The sequence below is a fragment of the Rhodococcus antarcticus genome, from assembly GCF_026153295.1.
In the GTDB taxonomy this organism is placed as follows: Bacteria; Actinomycetota; Actinomycetes; order Mycobacteriales; family Mycobacteriaceae; genus Rhodococcus_D; species Rhodococcus_D antarcticus.
This window is the reverse complement of sequence record NZ_CP110615.1, coordinates 127,365-142,253: the sequence shown is the minus strand read 5'-3', so window position 1 is coordinate 142,253 and position 14,889 is coordinate 127,365. Positions and strand designations below refer to the sequence as shown.

Here is a 14,889-nt window from a genome sequence, read left to right as displayed (position 1 = left end):
GGCCGCTCAGGCGGCGAGCACTGAGTCCAGCACCGAGAGGAACAGCCCGAGCCCGTCGTCGGTGGGGCCGGTGAGCACCTCGGTGGCGTGCTCGGGGTGCGGCATGAGCCCCACCACGCGCCCGTTGGCCGAGGCGATGCCCGCGATGTCGTGCAGCGAGCCGTTGGGGTTGCCGCCGGTGTAGCGGAACACCACGCGGCCCTCGCCCTCGAGCTCGGCCAGGGTCTGCTCCGACGCCACGTAGCGGCCCTCGCCGGACTTCAGCGGTACCAGGATCTCCGCGCCCACCTCGAACCGCGAGGTCCACGCCGTGGCCGTGGACTCGACCGTGAGCCACTGGTCGCGGCACAGGAAGTGCAGCCCGGCGTTGCGGGTCAGCGCGCCGGGCAGCAGCCCGGCCTCGCACAGCACCTGGAAGCCGTTGCAGATGCCCAGCACGGGCATGCCCCCGGCGGCCGCGGTGACCACCTCGCCCATCACGGGGGCGAAGCGGGCGATGGCCCCGGCCCGCAGGTAGTCGCCGTAGGAGAAGCCACCGGGCACCACCACGGCCTCGACCCCGCGCAGGTCCGCGTCGCCGTGCCACAGCGCGACGGGCTCGGCCCCGGCCAGCCGCACCGCGCGGGCCGCGTCGACGTCGTCGAGCGTGCCGGGGAAGGTGACGACCCCGATGCGGGTGCTCACGCCGTCACCCGGGTGACGGTCCACTCCTCGATCACGGTGTTGCACAGCAGGGTCTCCGCGATCCGGGCGAGCGTGGCGTCGTCCACGTCGTCGGCGACCTCGAGCTCGAACCGCTTGCCCTGGCGCACGTCGGCGACCCCGGCGAAGCCCAGCCGCGGCAGCGCGCCCGCGATGGCCTGGCCCTGGGGGTCGAGGATCTCGGCCTTCGGCATGACGTCGACGACAACACGGGGCACGGGGAGCTCCTGGCGTTCGGGAAGTGGCCGCGCCATCGTATCGGGGGCCAGCGACCTCGCCGACGTCCGCCGCCCCGCCGCCGCCCCGCCCCCGCCCTGCCCGGGGCCCGTCGGCCAGGGCGAACCTGGACGACATCACGCCCGCGGGATGCGGTGACGGGCCGGGGGTCGATGGCTACCCGGTCGCCCCCGTCGCGGCCCTGGTGTGGACCTCGGTGCCCGTGGTCGCTCCTGCGACGGAGTGGGCGTCGGTGTCCATCATCGACTCGTCGAAGGGGATCCCGCCGTCGAGAACGGCGCGCACGCGGTCGGCGTCGATCGTGTTGGTCCACGTCCCGACGAGCAGGGTGGCGATCGCGTTGCCGGAGAAGTTGGTCAGCGCCCGGGCCTCGGACATGAACTTGTCGATCCCGACGATCAGGCCGACGCCGTCCAGCAGGTCGGGCCGGTGGCTCTGCAGCCCGCCGGCGAGGGTGGCCAGGCCCGCCCCGCTGACCCCCGCAGCTCCCTTGGACGCCACGATCATGAACAGCAGCAGGCTGACCTGCTCCCCGATCGCCAGCGGCTTGCCCAGCGCGTCGCCGATGAAGATCGACGCCATGGTCAGGTAGATGGCGGTGCCGTCGAGGTTGAACGAGTAGCCGGTGGGCACCACGATGCCCACGGTGGTCCGCTCGACGCCGACGTGCTCCATCTTCGCGATGAGCCGCGGCAGGGCCGACTCCGAGGACGAGGTGGCGACGATGAGCAGGTACTCCCGGCCCAGGTACTTCGCCAGCTTGAAGACGTTGAACCCGGTGACCACGCGGAGCACGGTGCCGAGCACGCCGAAGATGAAGATGGTGCAGGTCAGGTAGAAGCCAAGCATCAGCACGCCCAGCTGGACCAGGGCGTCGGCCCCGGTCTGCCCGACCACGTTCGCGATCGCACCGAAGGCACCGACGGGGGACAGCCACAGGATCATCGTGAGGATCTTGAACACGAGCTTCTGGATGGATCCGATGCCCCGCAGGACCGGCTCGCCGGACGTGCCCAGCGCCTGCAGCGCGAAGCCGACCAGCAGGGCCACGAACAGCGTCTGCAGCACGTCGCCCGCGGTCAGCGAGCTCAGCAGGGAGGTGGGGATGATGCCGAGCAGGAAGTCGGTGGTGGTCTCGGCGCCGCTGCCGGCGAGCTTCGCACCGGCCGCGTTCGTCGCGTCGGTGATCTTCAGCCCGCTGCCCGGCTTGAGGAAGTTGCCGACGACGAGGCCGATGCCCAGCGCGAACGTCGACATCACGAGGAAGTAGACGAGCGCGAGGGTGCCGGTGCGACCGATGCTGGCCGCCTTCCGGACCGAGCCGATGCCCAGGACGATCGTGCAGAAGATGATCGGTGAGATCATCATCTTGATCAGGTTGACGAACCCGGAGCCCAGCGGGCCCAGGGACCTCCCCAGCCCGGGGGCCACCAGGCCGACCACAGCGCCCAGCACCACCGCGATGATGACGCTGACGTAGAGCCAGTGGGTGCGGTCCCGCTTGGCGGGTGGCGGGGTCCCGGCATCGCTCCGGGCCTTGTCAACAACGGTCACTGCTGCCTCCTCGTCGGGTGTCGACCTGAGTGACCTGGCTCACTCAGCGACAGAGGCGACCCTCGTTGACCTGCGACGACGTGTCTACTTGCGTGCGTTTCGTTCAGCCGCGCGATGATGCTCCGGTGGCGGAACGACGGCGCGGACAGGGACGGGGCAGCCTCGCGCGGCAGCTGTTCGTGCTCCAGCTCGTGGTGCTGGCCGTGGTCGTCCTGGCCGGGGCCGGCCTCGCCCTGCTCGACGCGCGGCGCGACGGTCAGGACTCCGCGCGCGACCAGGTCCTCGGGATCGCCGAGAGCCTGGCCGCCGCCCCGTCCACCCGGACGGCGCTCGCCGCTTCAGATCCCGCCGCCCAGCTGCAGCCCGTCGCCGAGGCGGTGCGACGGACGAGCGGGGTGGACTTCGTCGTGGTGATGGCGCCGCACCGCACCCGTTACTCCCACCCCAACCCGGACCTGCTCGGGCTGCCCTTCGAGGGCACCATCACCCCCGCCCTGGCGGGGCAGGTCTTCACCGAGGAGTACCCCGGCACGCTGGGGCCGTCGATCCGGGCGGTGACCCCGGTGCAGAACGCCGACGGGGCCGTGGTGGGGCTGGTGGCCGTCGGCATCACCCAGGAGGCCCTGGGCCGCCAGCTCGTGGGCCAGCTCCCGGTGTTCGCGGTGGTGGTGGCCGTGGCCCTGGCCGTGGCCACCGCGGGCTCGCTGCTGCTCAGCCGACGGCTGCGTCGCCAGACCCTGGGCCTGCGCCCGGACGAGCTGCGCCACACCTACGTCCACCACGAGGCCGTGCTGCACGCCGTCGGCGAGGGCCTGGTCGTGGTGGACCCCGACCACAGGGTCAGCCTGGTCAACGACGAGGCGCGTCGGCTGCTCGACCTGCACGAGCCGGACGTGCGGGTGGACGAGATGCCGGACTCGCTGCGGGAGCTGGTGCGCAGCGGGGCCGAGGTGACCGACGAGCTGCACCTGACGGGTGCGCGGGTGCTGCTGGTCAGCCAGGTGCCCGCGACGTGGGAGGGTCGCCCCCTGGGCACGGTGCTGACCCTGCGCGACCACACCGAGCTCCAGGGCGTGCTGGGTGAGCTGGACTCCGTGCGCGGGTTCGCCGAGAGCCTGCGCAGCCAGGCCCACGAGTCGGCCAACCGGCTGCACACCGTCATCACCATGGTCGAGCTGGGCCGCACCGACGAGGCGGTCGCGTTCGCCACCGCCGAGCTGGAGCTCAGCCAGCACCTGGTCGACCGGCTGGTGGCCGCGGTGGGCGAGCCGGCCCTGGCGGCCCTGCTGCTGGGCAAGGTGTCCCAGGCGGCCGAGCGCGGGGTGGCGCTCACGGTCAGCGAGGACACGGCCGTGGCCGCCGACACCGGGCTCGACCCCCGGGAGCTGGTGACCCTGGTCGGCAACCTGCTCGACAACGCGTGCGACGCGGCCGTGGGTGCGACGAGCGCGGTGGACGGGGAGCCGTGGGTGGAGGTGAGCGTGCGCACCGAGGACGGAGCGCTGGTGGTGACGGTGGCCGACAGCGGGCCCGGGATGAGCGCGGCCGCGCTGACCGTCGCCACCGAGCGCGGCCGCTCCACCAAGTCCGGCCACGCCGGGCTCGGTCTGGCCCTCGTCGCCCAGCTCGTGGCCCGGCACCACGGGAGCGTGCGGGCGGAGAACAGCGAGGTCAGCGTGGTGACGGCCGTGCTGCCCCTGGGGGTCCGGTCCCGGTGATCAGGGTCCTCGTCGTGGACGACGAACCGCTGATCAACGCCGCCCACGTGGCCTACGTGGGGCGCCTGGAGGACTTCCGGGTGGTGGCCACGGCGCACACCGCGGCTGCGGCCCTGCGCGAGGCGGCCACCCACGAGCCGGACCTGGTGCTGCTGGACCTGGGCCTGCCCGACACCGGCGGCCTCGAGGTCTGCGGTGCGCTCAAGGCCCTGCTGCCGAGCCCCGACGTCATCGCGATCACCTCCGCCCGGGACCTCGCCGTGGTCCGCGAGGCCGTCGCCAGCGGGGTGCTGCTGTACCTGCTCAAGCCCTTCACGTTCGCCGCGTTCCGGGAGAAGCTCGACCGCTACGCCGACTACCGGCGCGCCCTGCCCGACGGCGAGGTGGCCGTGAGCCAGCGCGACGTGGACCGGGCCATGGCCAGCCTGCGCTCCACCGACGAGCGGGCCACCAGCCCCAAGGGGGTCGCCCCGGAGACCCTCGAGCAGGTGGCGGCCGCCCTGCGGGACAGCACCGACGGCGTGAGCGCGGCCGAGGCAGGAGCTGCCGTCGGGATCTCCCGGGTGACGGCCTGGCGCTACCTGGAGCGGATGGCCGGTGACGGCCTGGTGGAGCGGACCACCGAGCACGGCCGGGCCGGGCGACCCCTGGTCCGGTACCGATGGGTGGCACGGGGCCCTTCCTGCAGCCCTGGGGACGGCCACGGGCTACCGTCGGGCACGTGATGCGGAGCACCTCCCGCGGGACCGACCCCGCCACCCTGCTGGCCGAGCACCTCCCCCGTGACCTCAGCCGCACCGTGCTGGCCGGCACGCGCGCCTCCCTGCTGCTCGACGTGGTGGGCCGGGGGAGGTGGACCGTCGACGTGGACCACGGTGCCGTCACGCTCACCGAGGGCGCCGCGCCGCACCCCACCTGCTCCCTGCGCACCGATGCCCGCACCCTCGAGGAGCTGCTGCTGGGCCGGCGCACCGGGGTGGATGCCTTCCTGGCCGGCGACCTCGTGGCCCGCGGCAGCCTCGCGACCGTGCTGCAGATCGGTGGCTCCTTCGCCCCGGACGTGCCGCAGCCGAACCGACCCGTGGCCCGGGAGGTCAGCGCGCTCGGCGCCCGCACCGCCTACCTGGAGGCCGGGCCGGGGGACGGGCCACCGGTGGTGCTGCTGCACGGGCTCGGCGCCACCAACGCCTCCATGCTCCCGGTGCTGGCCGACCTCGCCCGCGACCACCACGTGTTCTCCCCCGACACCCCCGGATTCGGCGCGTCCGAGGCGCCGCCCTGGGCCTACAGCGCCGACCAGCTCTACCGGTGGCTGCGCTCGTTCCTCGACGCGGTGGACGCCCGGGGCGCGATCGTCATCGGCAACTCCCTCGGCGGGCGCCTGGGCCTGGAGCTGGCCCTGCGCGACCCCGAGGCCGTCTCGAAGCTCGTGCTGCTCTGCGCCGCACCCGCCTTCCGCCGCTACCGCCAGCTCGCGCCGCTGGCGAAGGTGCTGCCGGTGGGGCTGGCCCGGGCCCCGCTGGGACTGCCGCGGCCGGTGGTGCTGCGCGGGCTCAAGCGGATGTTCGCGGTGCCGGACCGGGTCCCGCAGAGCTGGTACGACGCCGCCGTGGACGAGTACGTCAACGCGATGGGCCACGCCGGGCACCGCCGGGCCTTCATCTCCGCCGCGCTCAACATCTACACCGACGAGCCCTTCGGCGAGGCGGGCTTCTGGGAGCGGCTGCCGGAGATGACCACCCCGGCGCTGTTCCTGTGGGGCTCCGACGACAAGCTCGTGCCCTCGTCGTTCGCCCGCCACGTCACCGAGGCGGTGCCGGACGCCGAGTCGCTCATCATCCCGCAGTGCGGGCACGTGCCCCAGTTCGAGCTGCCGGCGCTGACGATGGCGCTGACCCGCAACTTCCTGCACCCCGGCCGGCACCCCCGCCCGGCCGCTGACGTCCTGGCCAGTTTTGAGGAGACCACCCCGTGAAGCTCACGCACTTCGGCCACGCCTGCCTGCTCGTCGAGATCGACGGCACCCGGATCCTCGTCGACCCGGGCTCGTTCTCCAGCGGGTTCGAGACCCTGACGGGACTCGACGCCGTGCTCGTCACCCACCAGCACGCCGACCACCTCGACCCCGCGGTGCTGCCCGCGCTGGTCGAGGCGAACCCCGGCGTCCTGCTGGCCTGCGACCCGCAGACCGCCGAGCAGCAGGGCGGCTCCTGGCGCGCCCTGCACGTCGGCGAGTCGCTGCAGGTCGGCGCGGTGACGGTGGACGTGCAGGGCGGTGACCACGCCGTCATCCACCCGGCGTTCCCGGGCGTGGACAACGTGGCCCTGCTGTTCGGCACGGACTCCGCCCCCGGCCAGCTGCTGCACCCGGGGGACTCCTTCCACGTGCCGGGCTCACCCGTCGAGGTGCTGGCGCTGCCGACCGCGGCCCCGTGGATGAAGCTCTCCGAGGGGGTCGACTACCTGCAGGCCGTCGCGCCCCGGGTGGCGGTCCCGATCCACCAGGCCGTGACGACCATCGCCTCGATGCACTACGACGCGTTCCGCGGGCTCGCCCCCGAGGGGACCACCGTGACCGTGCTGGAGCCGGGCGTGGCGACGGAGGTCTGAGCCCGGGGCGGGTCAGGCCGCACGGACGACGGCGGGCTCGGAGGCGAGGCGGTAGCGCTCCGGCCGGGCCCCGTGGTGCAGGGCGAGGTCCACCGCGTCGAGCACGGCCTGGCGCGGGCCCGAGCGGCCGAGGTGACGGGCGTCGACGGCGATGCGGACCACTCCGCCCCGTCGGGCCGTGCGACCGGCCCCCATGACCAGCGCCCGGCACCACCACGGCTCGGTCGTGGCGTTCTCCGTGGCCCCCAGCCCGGAGCCCCCGGCGCGGCCGGTCACCCCCAGCACGCGGGCGCGGACCTGGCTGGCGTGCTCGAGGTCGTGCACCGCGGTGAGGTCGGCGCAGAGCCGGAACCCGGTGCGGGGCAGGGCTCGGAGCGCTCCGGTCGACACGGTCCAGCGCGGTGGGGCGAAGAGCCGGGTGCGCAGGCCGAGCGACTCGAGCACCCGGTCGGCCGCGGTGAGCCGGAGCGCCGCCTCGTGCTCGGGCAGGGCGGCGAGCGCGGCGCGGCGGCCCTTGGTGGCGGCCTGGTCGTAGCCGTGGAGCACGATGGCGTCCCCCGCGTCACGGCGCAGCCGCAGCCACTCCAGGGTCGGGGCGTCGTGGGTGAGCCGGTGCCCACCCCCGCTCCGCGGCGCGAGGAGCAGCGACAGCGGCACCCCGCGGGCGGCGAGGACCTCCGACAGCTCGGCGGCGAGATCGAGGTGGGCGGAGCGGATCCCCGACAGCGAGACGATCACCTGGGCGGGCACAGGGCGAGTGTGGGCGCGCGAGGCGAACGCCGGGCGTCCCGGACGTGTCGCGCGGACGGCCGTTGCGGGGCAAGTCGGCTGAGCGGGGCAGGTCGGCTGAGCGGGGCAGGTCGGCCCAGCGGGGCAAGTCGGCCCAGCGGGGCAGGTCGGCCCAGCGGGGCAGGTCGGCCCAGCGGGGCAGGTCGGCCCAGCGGGGCAGGTGTCGCGCCCGGGGTCGTGCGTGCTGGTGGGGCACCTGTCCCCAGCCTTCACGCACGGGCGAGCTTCGCGAGCGCATCGGCGTAGCGGGCGGCCGTGGCGGCCACGACGTCCTCGGGCAGGGCCGGGGGCGCGGCACCGCCGTGGCGGTCCCAGCCCGAGGCGGGCGAGGTCAACCAGTCGCGGACGAACTGCTTGTCGTAGCTGGGCTGCACCTGGCCGGCCGCGTAGCCCTCGGCGGGCCAGAACCGCGACGAGTCGGGGGTCAGCACCTCGTCGGCCAGGACCAGCTCGCCGTCGGCGTCCAGGCCCAGCTCGAGCTTGGTGTCGGCCAGGATGATCCCCCGCTGCTCTGCGTGCACGGACGCAGCAGCGAACACCTGCAGCGTGAGCTCGCGCAGCTCGGTGGCGCGCTCCCGGCCCACGGTGCGCACCACGGTCTCGAAGTCCACGTTCTCGTCGTGGCTGCCCAGCTCGGCCTTGGCTGCGGGGGTGAAGATCGGCTCCGGCAGGCGGCTGGACTCCACCAGGCCCTCAGGCAGCCGGACCCCGCACACCGCACCCGTGCGCTGGTAGTCGGCCAGGCCCGAGCCGGTGAGGTAGCCCCGGGCGACGCACTCCACCGGGAGCATCTCCAGCCGCCGGACCACCAGGGCTCGCCCCAGCACCGACTGGGGGATCCGCTCGTCGTCCAGCGTCCCGGCCAGGTGGTTGCGCAGCCCGGGCAGCGCGCGGGCGAGCACGTCGAAGAAGTGCACGCTCATCTGCGTCAGCAGCGCACCCTTGCCGGGGATGGGTGTCTCCAGCACGTGGTCGTAGGCCGAGATGCGGTCGCTGGCCACCATGAGGAGGTGCCCGGCGTCCACCTCGTACAGCTCGCGGACCTTGCCGGCGGCGACGAGCGGGTAGCGGCTGAGGTCGGGGCGCACGACCGCAGACCCTAGCGGGGACGGCGGCGGCGCAGCGGGGGCGGAACAGACGGACCCGGTGCACAGTTGCGTCCAGCAACGACCCGCACGGCCACGCCCGTCCCCGAGAGGCCCGCATGACCAGCACCACCGAGAAGGTCGACGTCGGCTTCCGCTCCGAGCGCGGCCCGATCCTCGTCTCGCTGATGCTCTGCACGGGGCTCGTCGCCCTGGACTCGACGATCATCGCCACGGCCGTGCCGTCCATCGTCGACGACCTCGGCGGGTTCAGCTCGTTCCCGTGGCTGTTCTCCACCTACCTGCTGGCCCAGGCGGTCTCGGTGCCGTTGTACGGCAAGCTTGCCGACGTCGTCGGTCGCAAGCCCGTGATGCTGTTCGGGATCGGGCTGTTCCTGCTCGGGTCGGTGCTCTGCGGGCTGGCGTGGTCGATGCCCGCGCTCATCGTCTTCCGCGCGGTGCAGGGCCTCGGCGCGGGCGCGGTGCAGCCCATGAGCATCACCATCGCCGGGGACATCTACACCCTGGCCGAGCGGGCCAAGGCCCAGGGCTACCTGGCGAGCGTGTGGGGGATCTCCGCCGTGGTGGGGCCGACCCTGGGCGGGGTGTTCAGCGAGTACGTCTCCTGGCGGTGGATCTTCTTCGTCAACATCCCGCTGTGCCTGGTGGCGGCGTGGGCGCTGCAGCGGCGCTTCCACGAGACCGTGCACTGCACCCGGCACCGGATCGACGCCACCGGCGCCGCGCTGCTGACCGTGGGGTCCACGATGTTGGTGCTCGGGCTGCTCGAGGGCGGCCAGGCGTGGGCGTGGGCCTCGGTGCTCTCGGTCGGCGTGCTCGGCGGCGGGGTGCTGCTGCTCGTCGGGTTCGTGCTCGTGGAGCAGCGGGTCCCCGAGCCGGTGCTGCCGCTGTGGGTGTTCCGGCGCAGGCTGCTCGTGGTGACCAGCCTGGTCGCGGCCGCGGTGGGGGCGGTCGTCCTGGGGCTCACCTCCTACGTGCCGACCTTCGTGCAGACGGTGCTCGGGCACGGGCCGCTGGTCGCCGGGTTCGCCCTGGCCACGCTCACCATCGGGTGGCCCCTGGCGGCCTCGCAGGCGGGTCGGCTGTACCTGCGCTTCGGGTTCCGGGCCACCGCGCTGCTCGGCGGTTCCGTGGCCGTGGTCGGGACGGGGCTCGTGGCCACCCTCACCGCGAGCACGTCCGTCTGGTCGGTGGCCGGGTACTGCTTCGTCGTCGGGCTCGGGATGGGCCTGGTCGCGAGCCCGACCCTGATCGCCGCGCAGTCGTCCGTCGACTGGGCCGAGCGCGGGGTGGTGACGGGGAACAACCTGTTCAGCCGCTCGATCGGCTCGGCGCTCGGCATCGCGCTGTTCGGGGCCATCGTGAACCTGGCCGTGCGCTCGGGCGAGACCCCGGCCGCGGTGGAGACCGGCTCGCAGCACGTGTTCCTGGCCGTGGCCGTGCTGGCGGCGGTGATGACCGTAGCCGTGCTCGCCCTGCCCGGCCGCGACACCCCGCCGGCCGTGGCTGCGCCCGGGCTCGCCGCACCCGTGGGGGCCCCGTCCGCAGGAGCCCCGCCCGCAGGAGCCCCGTCCGTGGGAGTGCGGCCGTCCGCAGGGGCCCAGCCCGTGGGAGTGCGGCCGTCCACGTCCGGGTGATCGCCGTTCGGGCACGCTGACGTGAACTCAGCCCACGTGACGGTGCCCGAACGGCGATCACCCGCCAGGGTTCGGAACCGATGGGTGGCCCGCGCCGTCCGACGACCGTGCTCCTCGACGAGTTCCTCCGGCGCCAGGACGGCGTGATCAGCTGGGCGCAGGCGCTGGAGGCCGGGCTGGCCCCCCACCAGGTCACCCACCGCGCGGCGACCGGCCGGTGGCTCCGCCTCGGTCCGGCGATCTACCGCGTCGCCGACCGCGAGCACACCGACCGCGCCCGGCTGTTCGAGGCAGCGCTGGGCGCCGGGTCCGGTGCCACCGTGCACGGACCCGCTGCTGCGTGGTGGCACGGACTGCTCGACGAGGCACCCACGACGATCGGCGTGACCGTGCCCCGCCGTCGCCGTGCGGGTGCGTCCTCGGCCGTGGTGCGCCGCCGCGACCTCAGCCACCTCGATCGCGTCGAGCTGCGCGGTCTGTGGGTCACCGACGTGGCGCTGACCGTGCTGGAGACGGCCGTGGCGCTGGGCCCGGACGGGCCGTCCTTCCTGGACCGCGCCCTGCAGCGGCGGGTCCGGTTTCCTGCGCTGCACCGGGCGCACTGCCGCAACGTGGGCCGCCGCGGCTCCCCCGCTGCCGCGGCCCTGCTCGCCGTCGCCTCCGACCGGGCCGGCTCGCACGCCGAGCGCGTGCTGGTGCGCCTGCTCCGCGTCGCCGGGATCCGCGGCTGGACGCTGCACCACCGGGCACTCGGCTACGAGCTGGACCTGGCGTTCGTCCGCGAGCGGGTGGCCGTGGAGGTGGACGGCTGGGCCTGGCACGTCGACCGTGGACGGTTCCAGGCCGACCGGGTGCGGCAGAACGCGCTGGTCCACGACGGGTGGCGGGTGCTGCGGTACACCTGGCACGACCTGACGGTGCGGCCGGACGAGGTCGTGGACGAGGTGCGGCGCGCGGTCCTCGGCGGGTGATCGCTGTTCGGGCACGCTCAGGTGGGCCCAGCCCACGTGACGGTGCCCGAACGGCGATCACCCGTTCCCTGGACTGGACCCACGCCCGACCCGACCCGCGCCTATCCGCCGCACCCAGGACCCGGCCAACGCCCGACCCGACCCGACCTGGCCCGCGCCCATCCGCCGCACCCAGGACCCGACCCGGCCGCCGCACCCAGGACCCCTCAGAGGATGGGCGAGGGGGTGTAGCCCGCGGCCTCGGGGTACCGGGCCACGAGCGCGGCCACCTCTGCGACCACGGCCTCCACCTGCGCACCCGCCGCCCCGGTGAACGCCGAGCGGTCGGCCAGTGCCGCGTCGAGCCCCGCCCGGTCCAGCGGCAGCCGGTCGTCGGCGGCGAGCCGGTCGAGCAGGTCGTTGTCCGCACCGTCCTGGCGCATGGCCAGCGCGACGGCCACCGCGTGGGTCTTGATCGCCTCGTGCGCGGTCTCCCGGCCGACCCCGGCCCGCACGGCCGCGATGAGCACGCGCGTGGTGGCCAGGAACGGCAGGTAGCGGTCGAGCTCGCGCTGCACCACCGCGGGGTACGCGCCGAACTCCGCGAGCACGGTCAGGAAGGTCTCGATGAGCCCGTCGACGGCGAAGAACCCGTCCGGCAGGGCCACCCGGCGCACCACGGAGCAGAAGACGTCGCCCTCGTTCCACTGCGCCCCGGCCAGCTCCCCGGCCATGGACGCGTACCCGCGCAGCACCACGGCCAGGCCGTTCACCCGCTCGCAGGACCGGGTGTTCATCTTGTGCGGCATGGCCGAGGAGCCCACCTGCCCGGCCGCGAACCCCTCGGTCACCAGCTCGTTGCCGGCCATCAGCCGCACGGTGTGCGCGAACGAGGACGGCCCCGCGGCCACCTGCACCAGGGCGGAGAGCACGTCGTGGTCCAGCGAGCGCGGGTAGACCTGGCCGACCGAGGTCAGCACGCGCGCGAACCCCAGGTGCTGCGCCACCCGTGACTCCAGCGCGGCGAGCTTGGCCGGGTCGCCGTCGAGCAGGTCGAGCATGTCCTGCGCCGTGCCCATCGGACCCTTGATGCCGCGCAGCGGGTAGCGGGCGATCAGCTCCTCCACCCGGACCAGCGCCAGCAGCAGCTCGTCCGCGGCGGAGGCGAACCGCTTGCCCAGCGTGGTGGCCTGGGCGGCCACGTTGTGGCTGCGCCCGGCCATCACCAGCGACGAGTGCTCCGTCGCCCGTTCCGCGAGCCGTGCGGCCACGGCCACCCCGTGGGCGTGCACGTGCTGCAGGGAGCGCAGCACCTGCAGCTGCTCCACGTTCTCGGTGAGGTCGCGGCTGGTCATCCCCTTGTGCACGTGCTCGTGCCCGGCGAGGGCGTTGAACTCCTCGATGCGGGCCTTGACGTCGTGCCGGGTGACGCGCTCGCGGGCGGCGATCGACGCGAGGTCCACCTGCTCGACCACGGCGGCGTAGTCGGCGATGGCGTCGGCCGGGACGTCGACGCCGAGCTCGGACTGGGCCGTCATCACCGCGATCCACAGCTGTCGCTCGAGGACGATCTTGTGCTCGGGCGACCACAGCTCGACGAGCTCGGGGCTGGCGTAGCGGGCGGCGAGGACGTCGGGAATCACGCGACCAGGCTAGTGCTCGCCGCCCACGGTCCCGGGCGCCTCCACCTCGAGGGTCGTGCCGAGGGCACCACCCACGGGCGGTGCGAGATCGTCGAGCACCTCCAGCAGCATCTCCCGCGCCACGGTCCGTGGGTCGGACCGGCCCTCGATGAGCGCGCTCACCACCGCCCCGTCCACCACGGCCACCATCTGCCGCAGCCGCCGCTCGGTGATCGTGCGGCCGCACCGAGCCAGCACCTCGTGGAGCAGCTCGTCGAGCTGCACGCGCAGCCGGCGCTGCAGCGGACCCATGGCCGGACGCCGGGCGGAGGAGACGAAGCGCTCGTAGCGGGCCACCAGCTTCTCCCGGTCCGCCTCGGCCTCACCCTGACCCACCAGCAGGTCCAGCACGAGCTCGGCCGCGGCGTCGGCCCCGCGGCGGCGACGGGTCACGTCGTCGATGCGGGCGCGCACCGCCTCCAGCTCGACGGCGGCACCGTGCTCCACCGCGGCCACGAGCAGCTCGTCGAGGGAGTTAAAGTAGTACGTCGTAGACGCCAGCGGCAGCCCGGCCCGGTCGGCCACGGCCCGGTGCTTCACGGCGTCGAACCCCCCGGAGTCCAGCAGCTCCGACGCGGCGGCGGCCAGCGCCTGGCGGCGGCGCTCCCCCTTGGGCGTGGCGGCCCCCTCCGACGTCATCACCCCATCGTGCCAAACCTGGGGCGCCCGGCCGTGCGCACCCCGCGCCGGCACCCCGACCGGACCGGGGCGCCCGTTCGTGCTCGCCGCGTGCCCCCTGTTCACCCGAGTGCGGCCGCCACCCGGCGCGCGACGTCGTCGAGGCGGTCGGCGTACGGCCCCGCCGGAGACCCCCCGGCGGGCACCGAGACGACGGTCAGGGTGCGCCCGTCGGCCGTGGTCGCGGTGCCCGTCGCCCCGTCGGTGGCCGGCACCGCGGCGGGGCCGACCAGGACCTCCACCCGGCCCACCACCCCGTCGGCGCTGAGCAGCACCCCCGCTCCGGTGGTGCCGGCGGGGCACGCCCGGGCCAGCGGGAAGGGCGGCTGCGCGGCGAGCTCGGGGAACACCCGCTGCAGCGCCGCGTACACGGTGCGGTCGGTCGGACCGCACGTGCCGGCCCCCCGGGGCTGCGAGGCCGCCCCCGGCGCGCTCCGGCGGGGCGCGGGGTCTTCCTGCTGCCCGGCCGCGGCCGATGCCGCCGTGCCCTGCTCACCGGGACCACCGAGCACCGCGAGCGCGCCACCCCCGGCGAGCACCACGACCACGGCCGCCGCCCCGCCAGCCAGCAGCCGCTGGCGCCGCACCCCGGCCCGCCGGGAGGCCGCCAGCACCGACCCGTGGTCGAAGCCGGCCGGGGGGAGCCGGGTGGGCGCCGCGGTGCGCAGCAGCTCGGTGAGCGCCTCGTCCCCGTGCGGGTCAGCCACGGCCCACCACCTCCCCGTCCGTCTCCAGCGCCGCGCGCAGGGTGCTGAGACCACGGGCGGTCTGGCTCTTCACCGTGCCCTCGCTGCAGCCCAGCGCGGCCGCCGTCGAGGCCACGTCCTGGTCCTCGATGAAGCGCAGCACCAGCACCGCCCGCTGGCGTGGGGGGACCTTCCGCAGACCCGCCAGCACCAGCTCCCTCGTCCCCATGGCCTCCCCGGGGTCGACCGTGTCCACGACCGGCTCGGGCAGCACCTCCGTCGACCGCTCGCGCCGCCAGGGTCGTCGGCTCTCGTCCACCACCACCCGAACCACCGTCCGCCTCATCCACGCGTCGAGCGCGCCCTTGTCCCGCACCCGGTCCCAGCTCCGGTGCAGCTTCACGAAGGCCGTCTGGGCCACGTCGTCCGCGCGGTGCCAGTCCCCGCAGAGCAGGTAGGCGCTGCGGCGCACGGCGTCCTGCCGGTCCGCGAAGTACACGGCGAACGCCTGCTCCTGGGTCGGGTGCACCGATCACCTCC

General features: G+C 74.5%; 15 protein-coding genes. 6 read left to right on the top strand and 9 right to left on the bottom strand.

The window, feature by feature from the left end; genetic code table 11:
• Nucleotides 1-6: 6 nt before the first annotated feature.
• The 3 genes from purQ to RHODO2019_RS00645 form a co-directional block, all read right to left on the bottom strand.
• Entirely contained in the window at nt 7-684 is a 678-nt protein-coding gene (gene purQ / locus RHODO2019_RS00655) for a phosphoribosylformylglycinamidine synthase subunit PurQ (RefSeq protein WP_265383164.1), read from the bottom strand.
• Complete coding sequence (purS, locus tag RHODO2019_RS00650; RefSeq protein ID WP_265383163.1) at nt 681-920, bottom strand: phosphoribosylformylglycinamidine synthase subunit PurS; 240 nt, start codon at nt 918-920, stop codon at nt 681-683. The genes purQ and purS overlap by 4 nt, the downstream gene beginning before the upstream one ends.
• A 175-nt stretch (nt 921-1,095) precedes the next feature.
• Nucleotides 1,096-2,493, bottom strand: coding sequence for a cation:dicarboxylate symporter family transporter (locus tag RHODO2019_RS00645; RefSeq protein WP_265383162.1), 1,398 nt, complete (start codon nt 2,491-2,493; stop codon nt 1,096-1,098).
• 125 nt (nt 2,494-2,618) lie between these two features.
• Between RHODO2019_RS00645 and RHODO2019_RS00640 the strand changes: the two genes are divergently transcribed.
• From RHODO2019_RS00640 to RHODO2019_RS00625, 4 genes are read left to right on the top strand one after another with little or no spacing between them, the layout of a single operon-like run.
• A complete protein-coding gene (locus RHODO2019_RS00640) occupies nt 2,619-4,211 on the top strand; it encodes a sensor histidine kinase (protein WP_265383161.1) in 1,593 nt (530 codons plus the stop codon).
• Nucleotides 4,208-4,936 (top strand): response regulator, encoded by a 729-nt coding sequence (locus RHODO2019_RS00635; RefSeq protein ID WP_265383160.1) that lies wholly within the window; start codon nt 4,208-4,210, stop codon nt 4,934-4,936. The genes RHODO2019_RS00640 and RHODO2019_RS00635 overlap by 4 nt, the downstream gene beginning before the upstream one ends.
• Nucleotides 4,936-6,186, top strand: a complete 1,251-nt coding sequence (locus tag RHODO2019_RS00630; RefSeq protein ID WP_265384868.1) for an alpha/beta fold hydrolase — start codon at nt 4,936-4,938, stop codon at nt 6,184-6,186. Before RHODO2019_RS00635 ends, RHODO2019_RS00630 begins: the two co-directional genes overlap by 1 nt.
• Nucleotides 6,183-6,821 (top strand): MBL fold metallo-hydrolase, encoded by a 639-nt coding sequence (locus tag RHODO2019_RS00625; protein ID WP_265383159.1) that lies wholly within the window; start codon nt 6,183-6,185, stop codon nt 6,819-6,821. Before RHODO2019_RS00630 ends, RHODO2019_RS00625 begins: the two co-directional genes overlap by 4 nt.
• Nucleotides 6,822-6,833: 12 nt before the next feature.
• On the opposite strand, the gene RHODO2019_RS00620 is transcribed toward RHODO2019_RS00625, so the two are convergent.
• A complete protein-coding gene (locus tag RHODO2019_RS00620) occupies nt 6,834-7,571 on the bottom strand; it encodes a DUF2334 domain-containing protein (protein ID WP_265383158.1) in 738 nt (245 codons plus the stop codon).
• A gap of 248 nt (nt 7,572-7,819) precedes the next feature.
• Nucleotides 7,820-8,698, bottom strand: a complete 879-nt coding sequence (locus tag RHODO2019_RS00615) for a phosphoribosylaminoimidazolesuccinocarboxamide synthase (RefSeq protein WP_265383157.1) — start codon at nt 8,696-8,698, stop codon at nt 7,820-7,822.
• A 116-nt stretch (nt 8,699-8,814) separates the two neighbouring features.
• Here RHODO2019_RS00615 and RHODO2019_RS00610 point away from each other — a divergent pair, with 116 nt between their 5' ends.
• Together RHODO2019_RS00610 and RHODO2019_RS00605 are read left to right on the top strand one after the other, a co-directional pair.
• Entirely contained in the window at nt 8,815-10,353 is a 1,539-nt protein-coding gene (locus tag RHODO2019_RS00610; RefSeq protein ID WP_265383156.1) for an MDR family MFS transporter, read from the top strand.
• Between the two features lie 80 nt (nt 10,354-10,433).
• Complete coding sequence (locus tag RHODO2019_RS00605; protein WP_265383155.1) at nt 10,434-11,324, top strand: PDDEXK-like endonuclease domain-containing protein; 891 nt, start codon at nt 10,434-10,436, stop codon at nt 11,322-11,324.
• 206 nt (nt 11,325-11,530) lie between these two features.
• On the opposite strand, the gene purB is transcribed toward RHODO2019_RS00605, so the two are convergent.
• The 4 genes from purB to RHODO2019_RS00585 all read right to left on the bottom strand — a co-directional run bounded on the left by purB (nt 11,531) and on the right by RHODO2019_RS00585 (nt 14,878).
• A complete protein-coding gene (gene purB, locus RHODO2019_RS00600; RefSeq protein ID WP_265384867.1) occupies nt 11,531-12,943 on the bottom strand; it encodes an adenylosuccinate lyase in 1,413 nt (470 codons plus the stop codon).
• A gap of 12 nt (nt 12,944-12,955) precedes the next feature.
• A complete protein-coding gene (locus RHODO2019_RS00595; RefSeq protein ID WP_265383154.1) occupies nt 12,956-13,624 on the bottom strand; it encodes a TetR/AcrR family transcriptional regulator in 669 nt (222 codons plus the stop codon).
• 101 nt (nt 13,625-13,725) lie between these two features.
• A complete protein-coding gene (locus RHODO2019_RS00590) occupies nt 13,726-14,370 on the bottom strand; it encodes a hypothetical protein (RefSeq protein ID WP_265383153.1) in 645 nt (214 codons plus the stop codon).
• Nucleotides 14,363-14,878 carry a SigE family RNA polymerase sigma factor gene (locus tag RHODO2019_RS00585; protein WP_265383152.1) on the bottom strand — a complete coding sequence of 172 codons (516 nt, stop codon included), beginning with the start codon at nt 14,876-14,878 and terminating at the stop codon, nt 14,363-14,365. The genes RHODO2019_RS00590 and RHODO2019_RS00585 overlap by 8 nt, the downstream gene beginning before the upstream one ends.
• Between the last annotated feature and the right edge of the window lie 11 nt (nt 14,879-14,889).

Excerpts from the sequence above, each read along its gene's own strand:
- RHODO2019_RS00630 (WP_265384868.1), top strand. The coding sequence starts at position 4,936 with ATGCGGAGCACCTCCCGCGGGACCGACCCCGCCACCCTGCTGGCCGAG.
- RHODO2019_RS00610 (WP_265383156.1), top strand. The coding sequence starts at position 8,815 with ATGACCAGCACCACCGAGAAGGTCGACGTCGGCTTCCGCTCCGAGCGC.
- RHODO2019_RS00605 (WP_265383155.1), top strand. The coding sequence starts at position 10,434 with ATGGGTGGCCCGCGCCGTCCGACGACCGTGCTCCTCGACGAGTTCCTC.
- RHODO2019_RS00595 (WP_265383154.1), bottom strand. The coding sequence starts at position 13,624 with ATGACGTCGGAGGGGGCCGCCACGCCCAAGGGGGAGCGCCGCCGCCAG.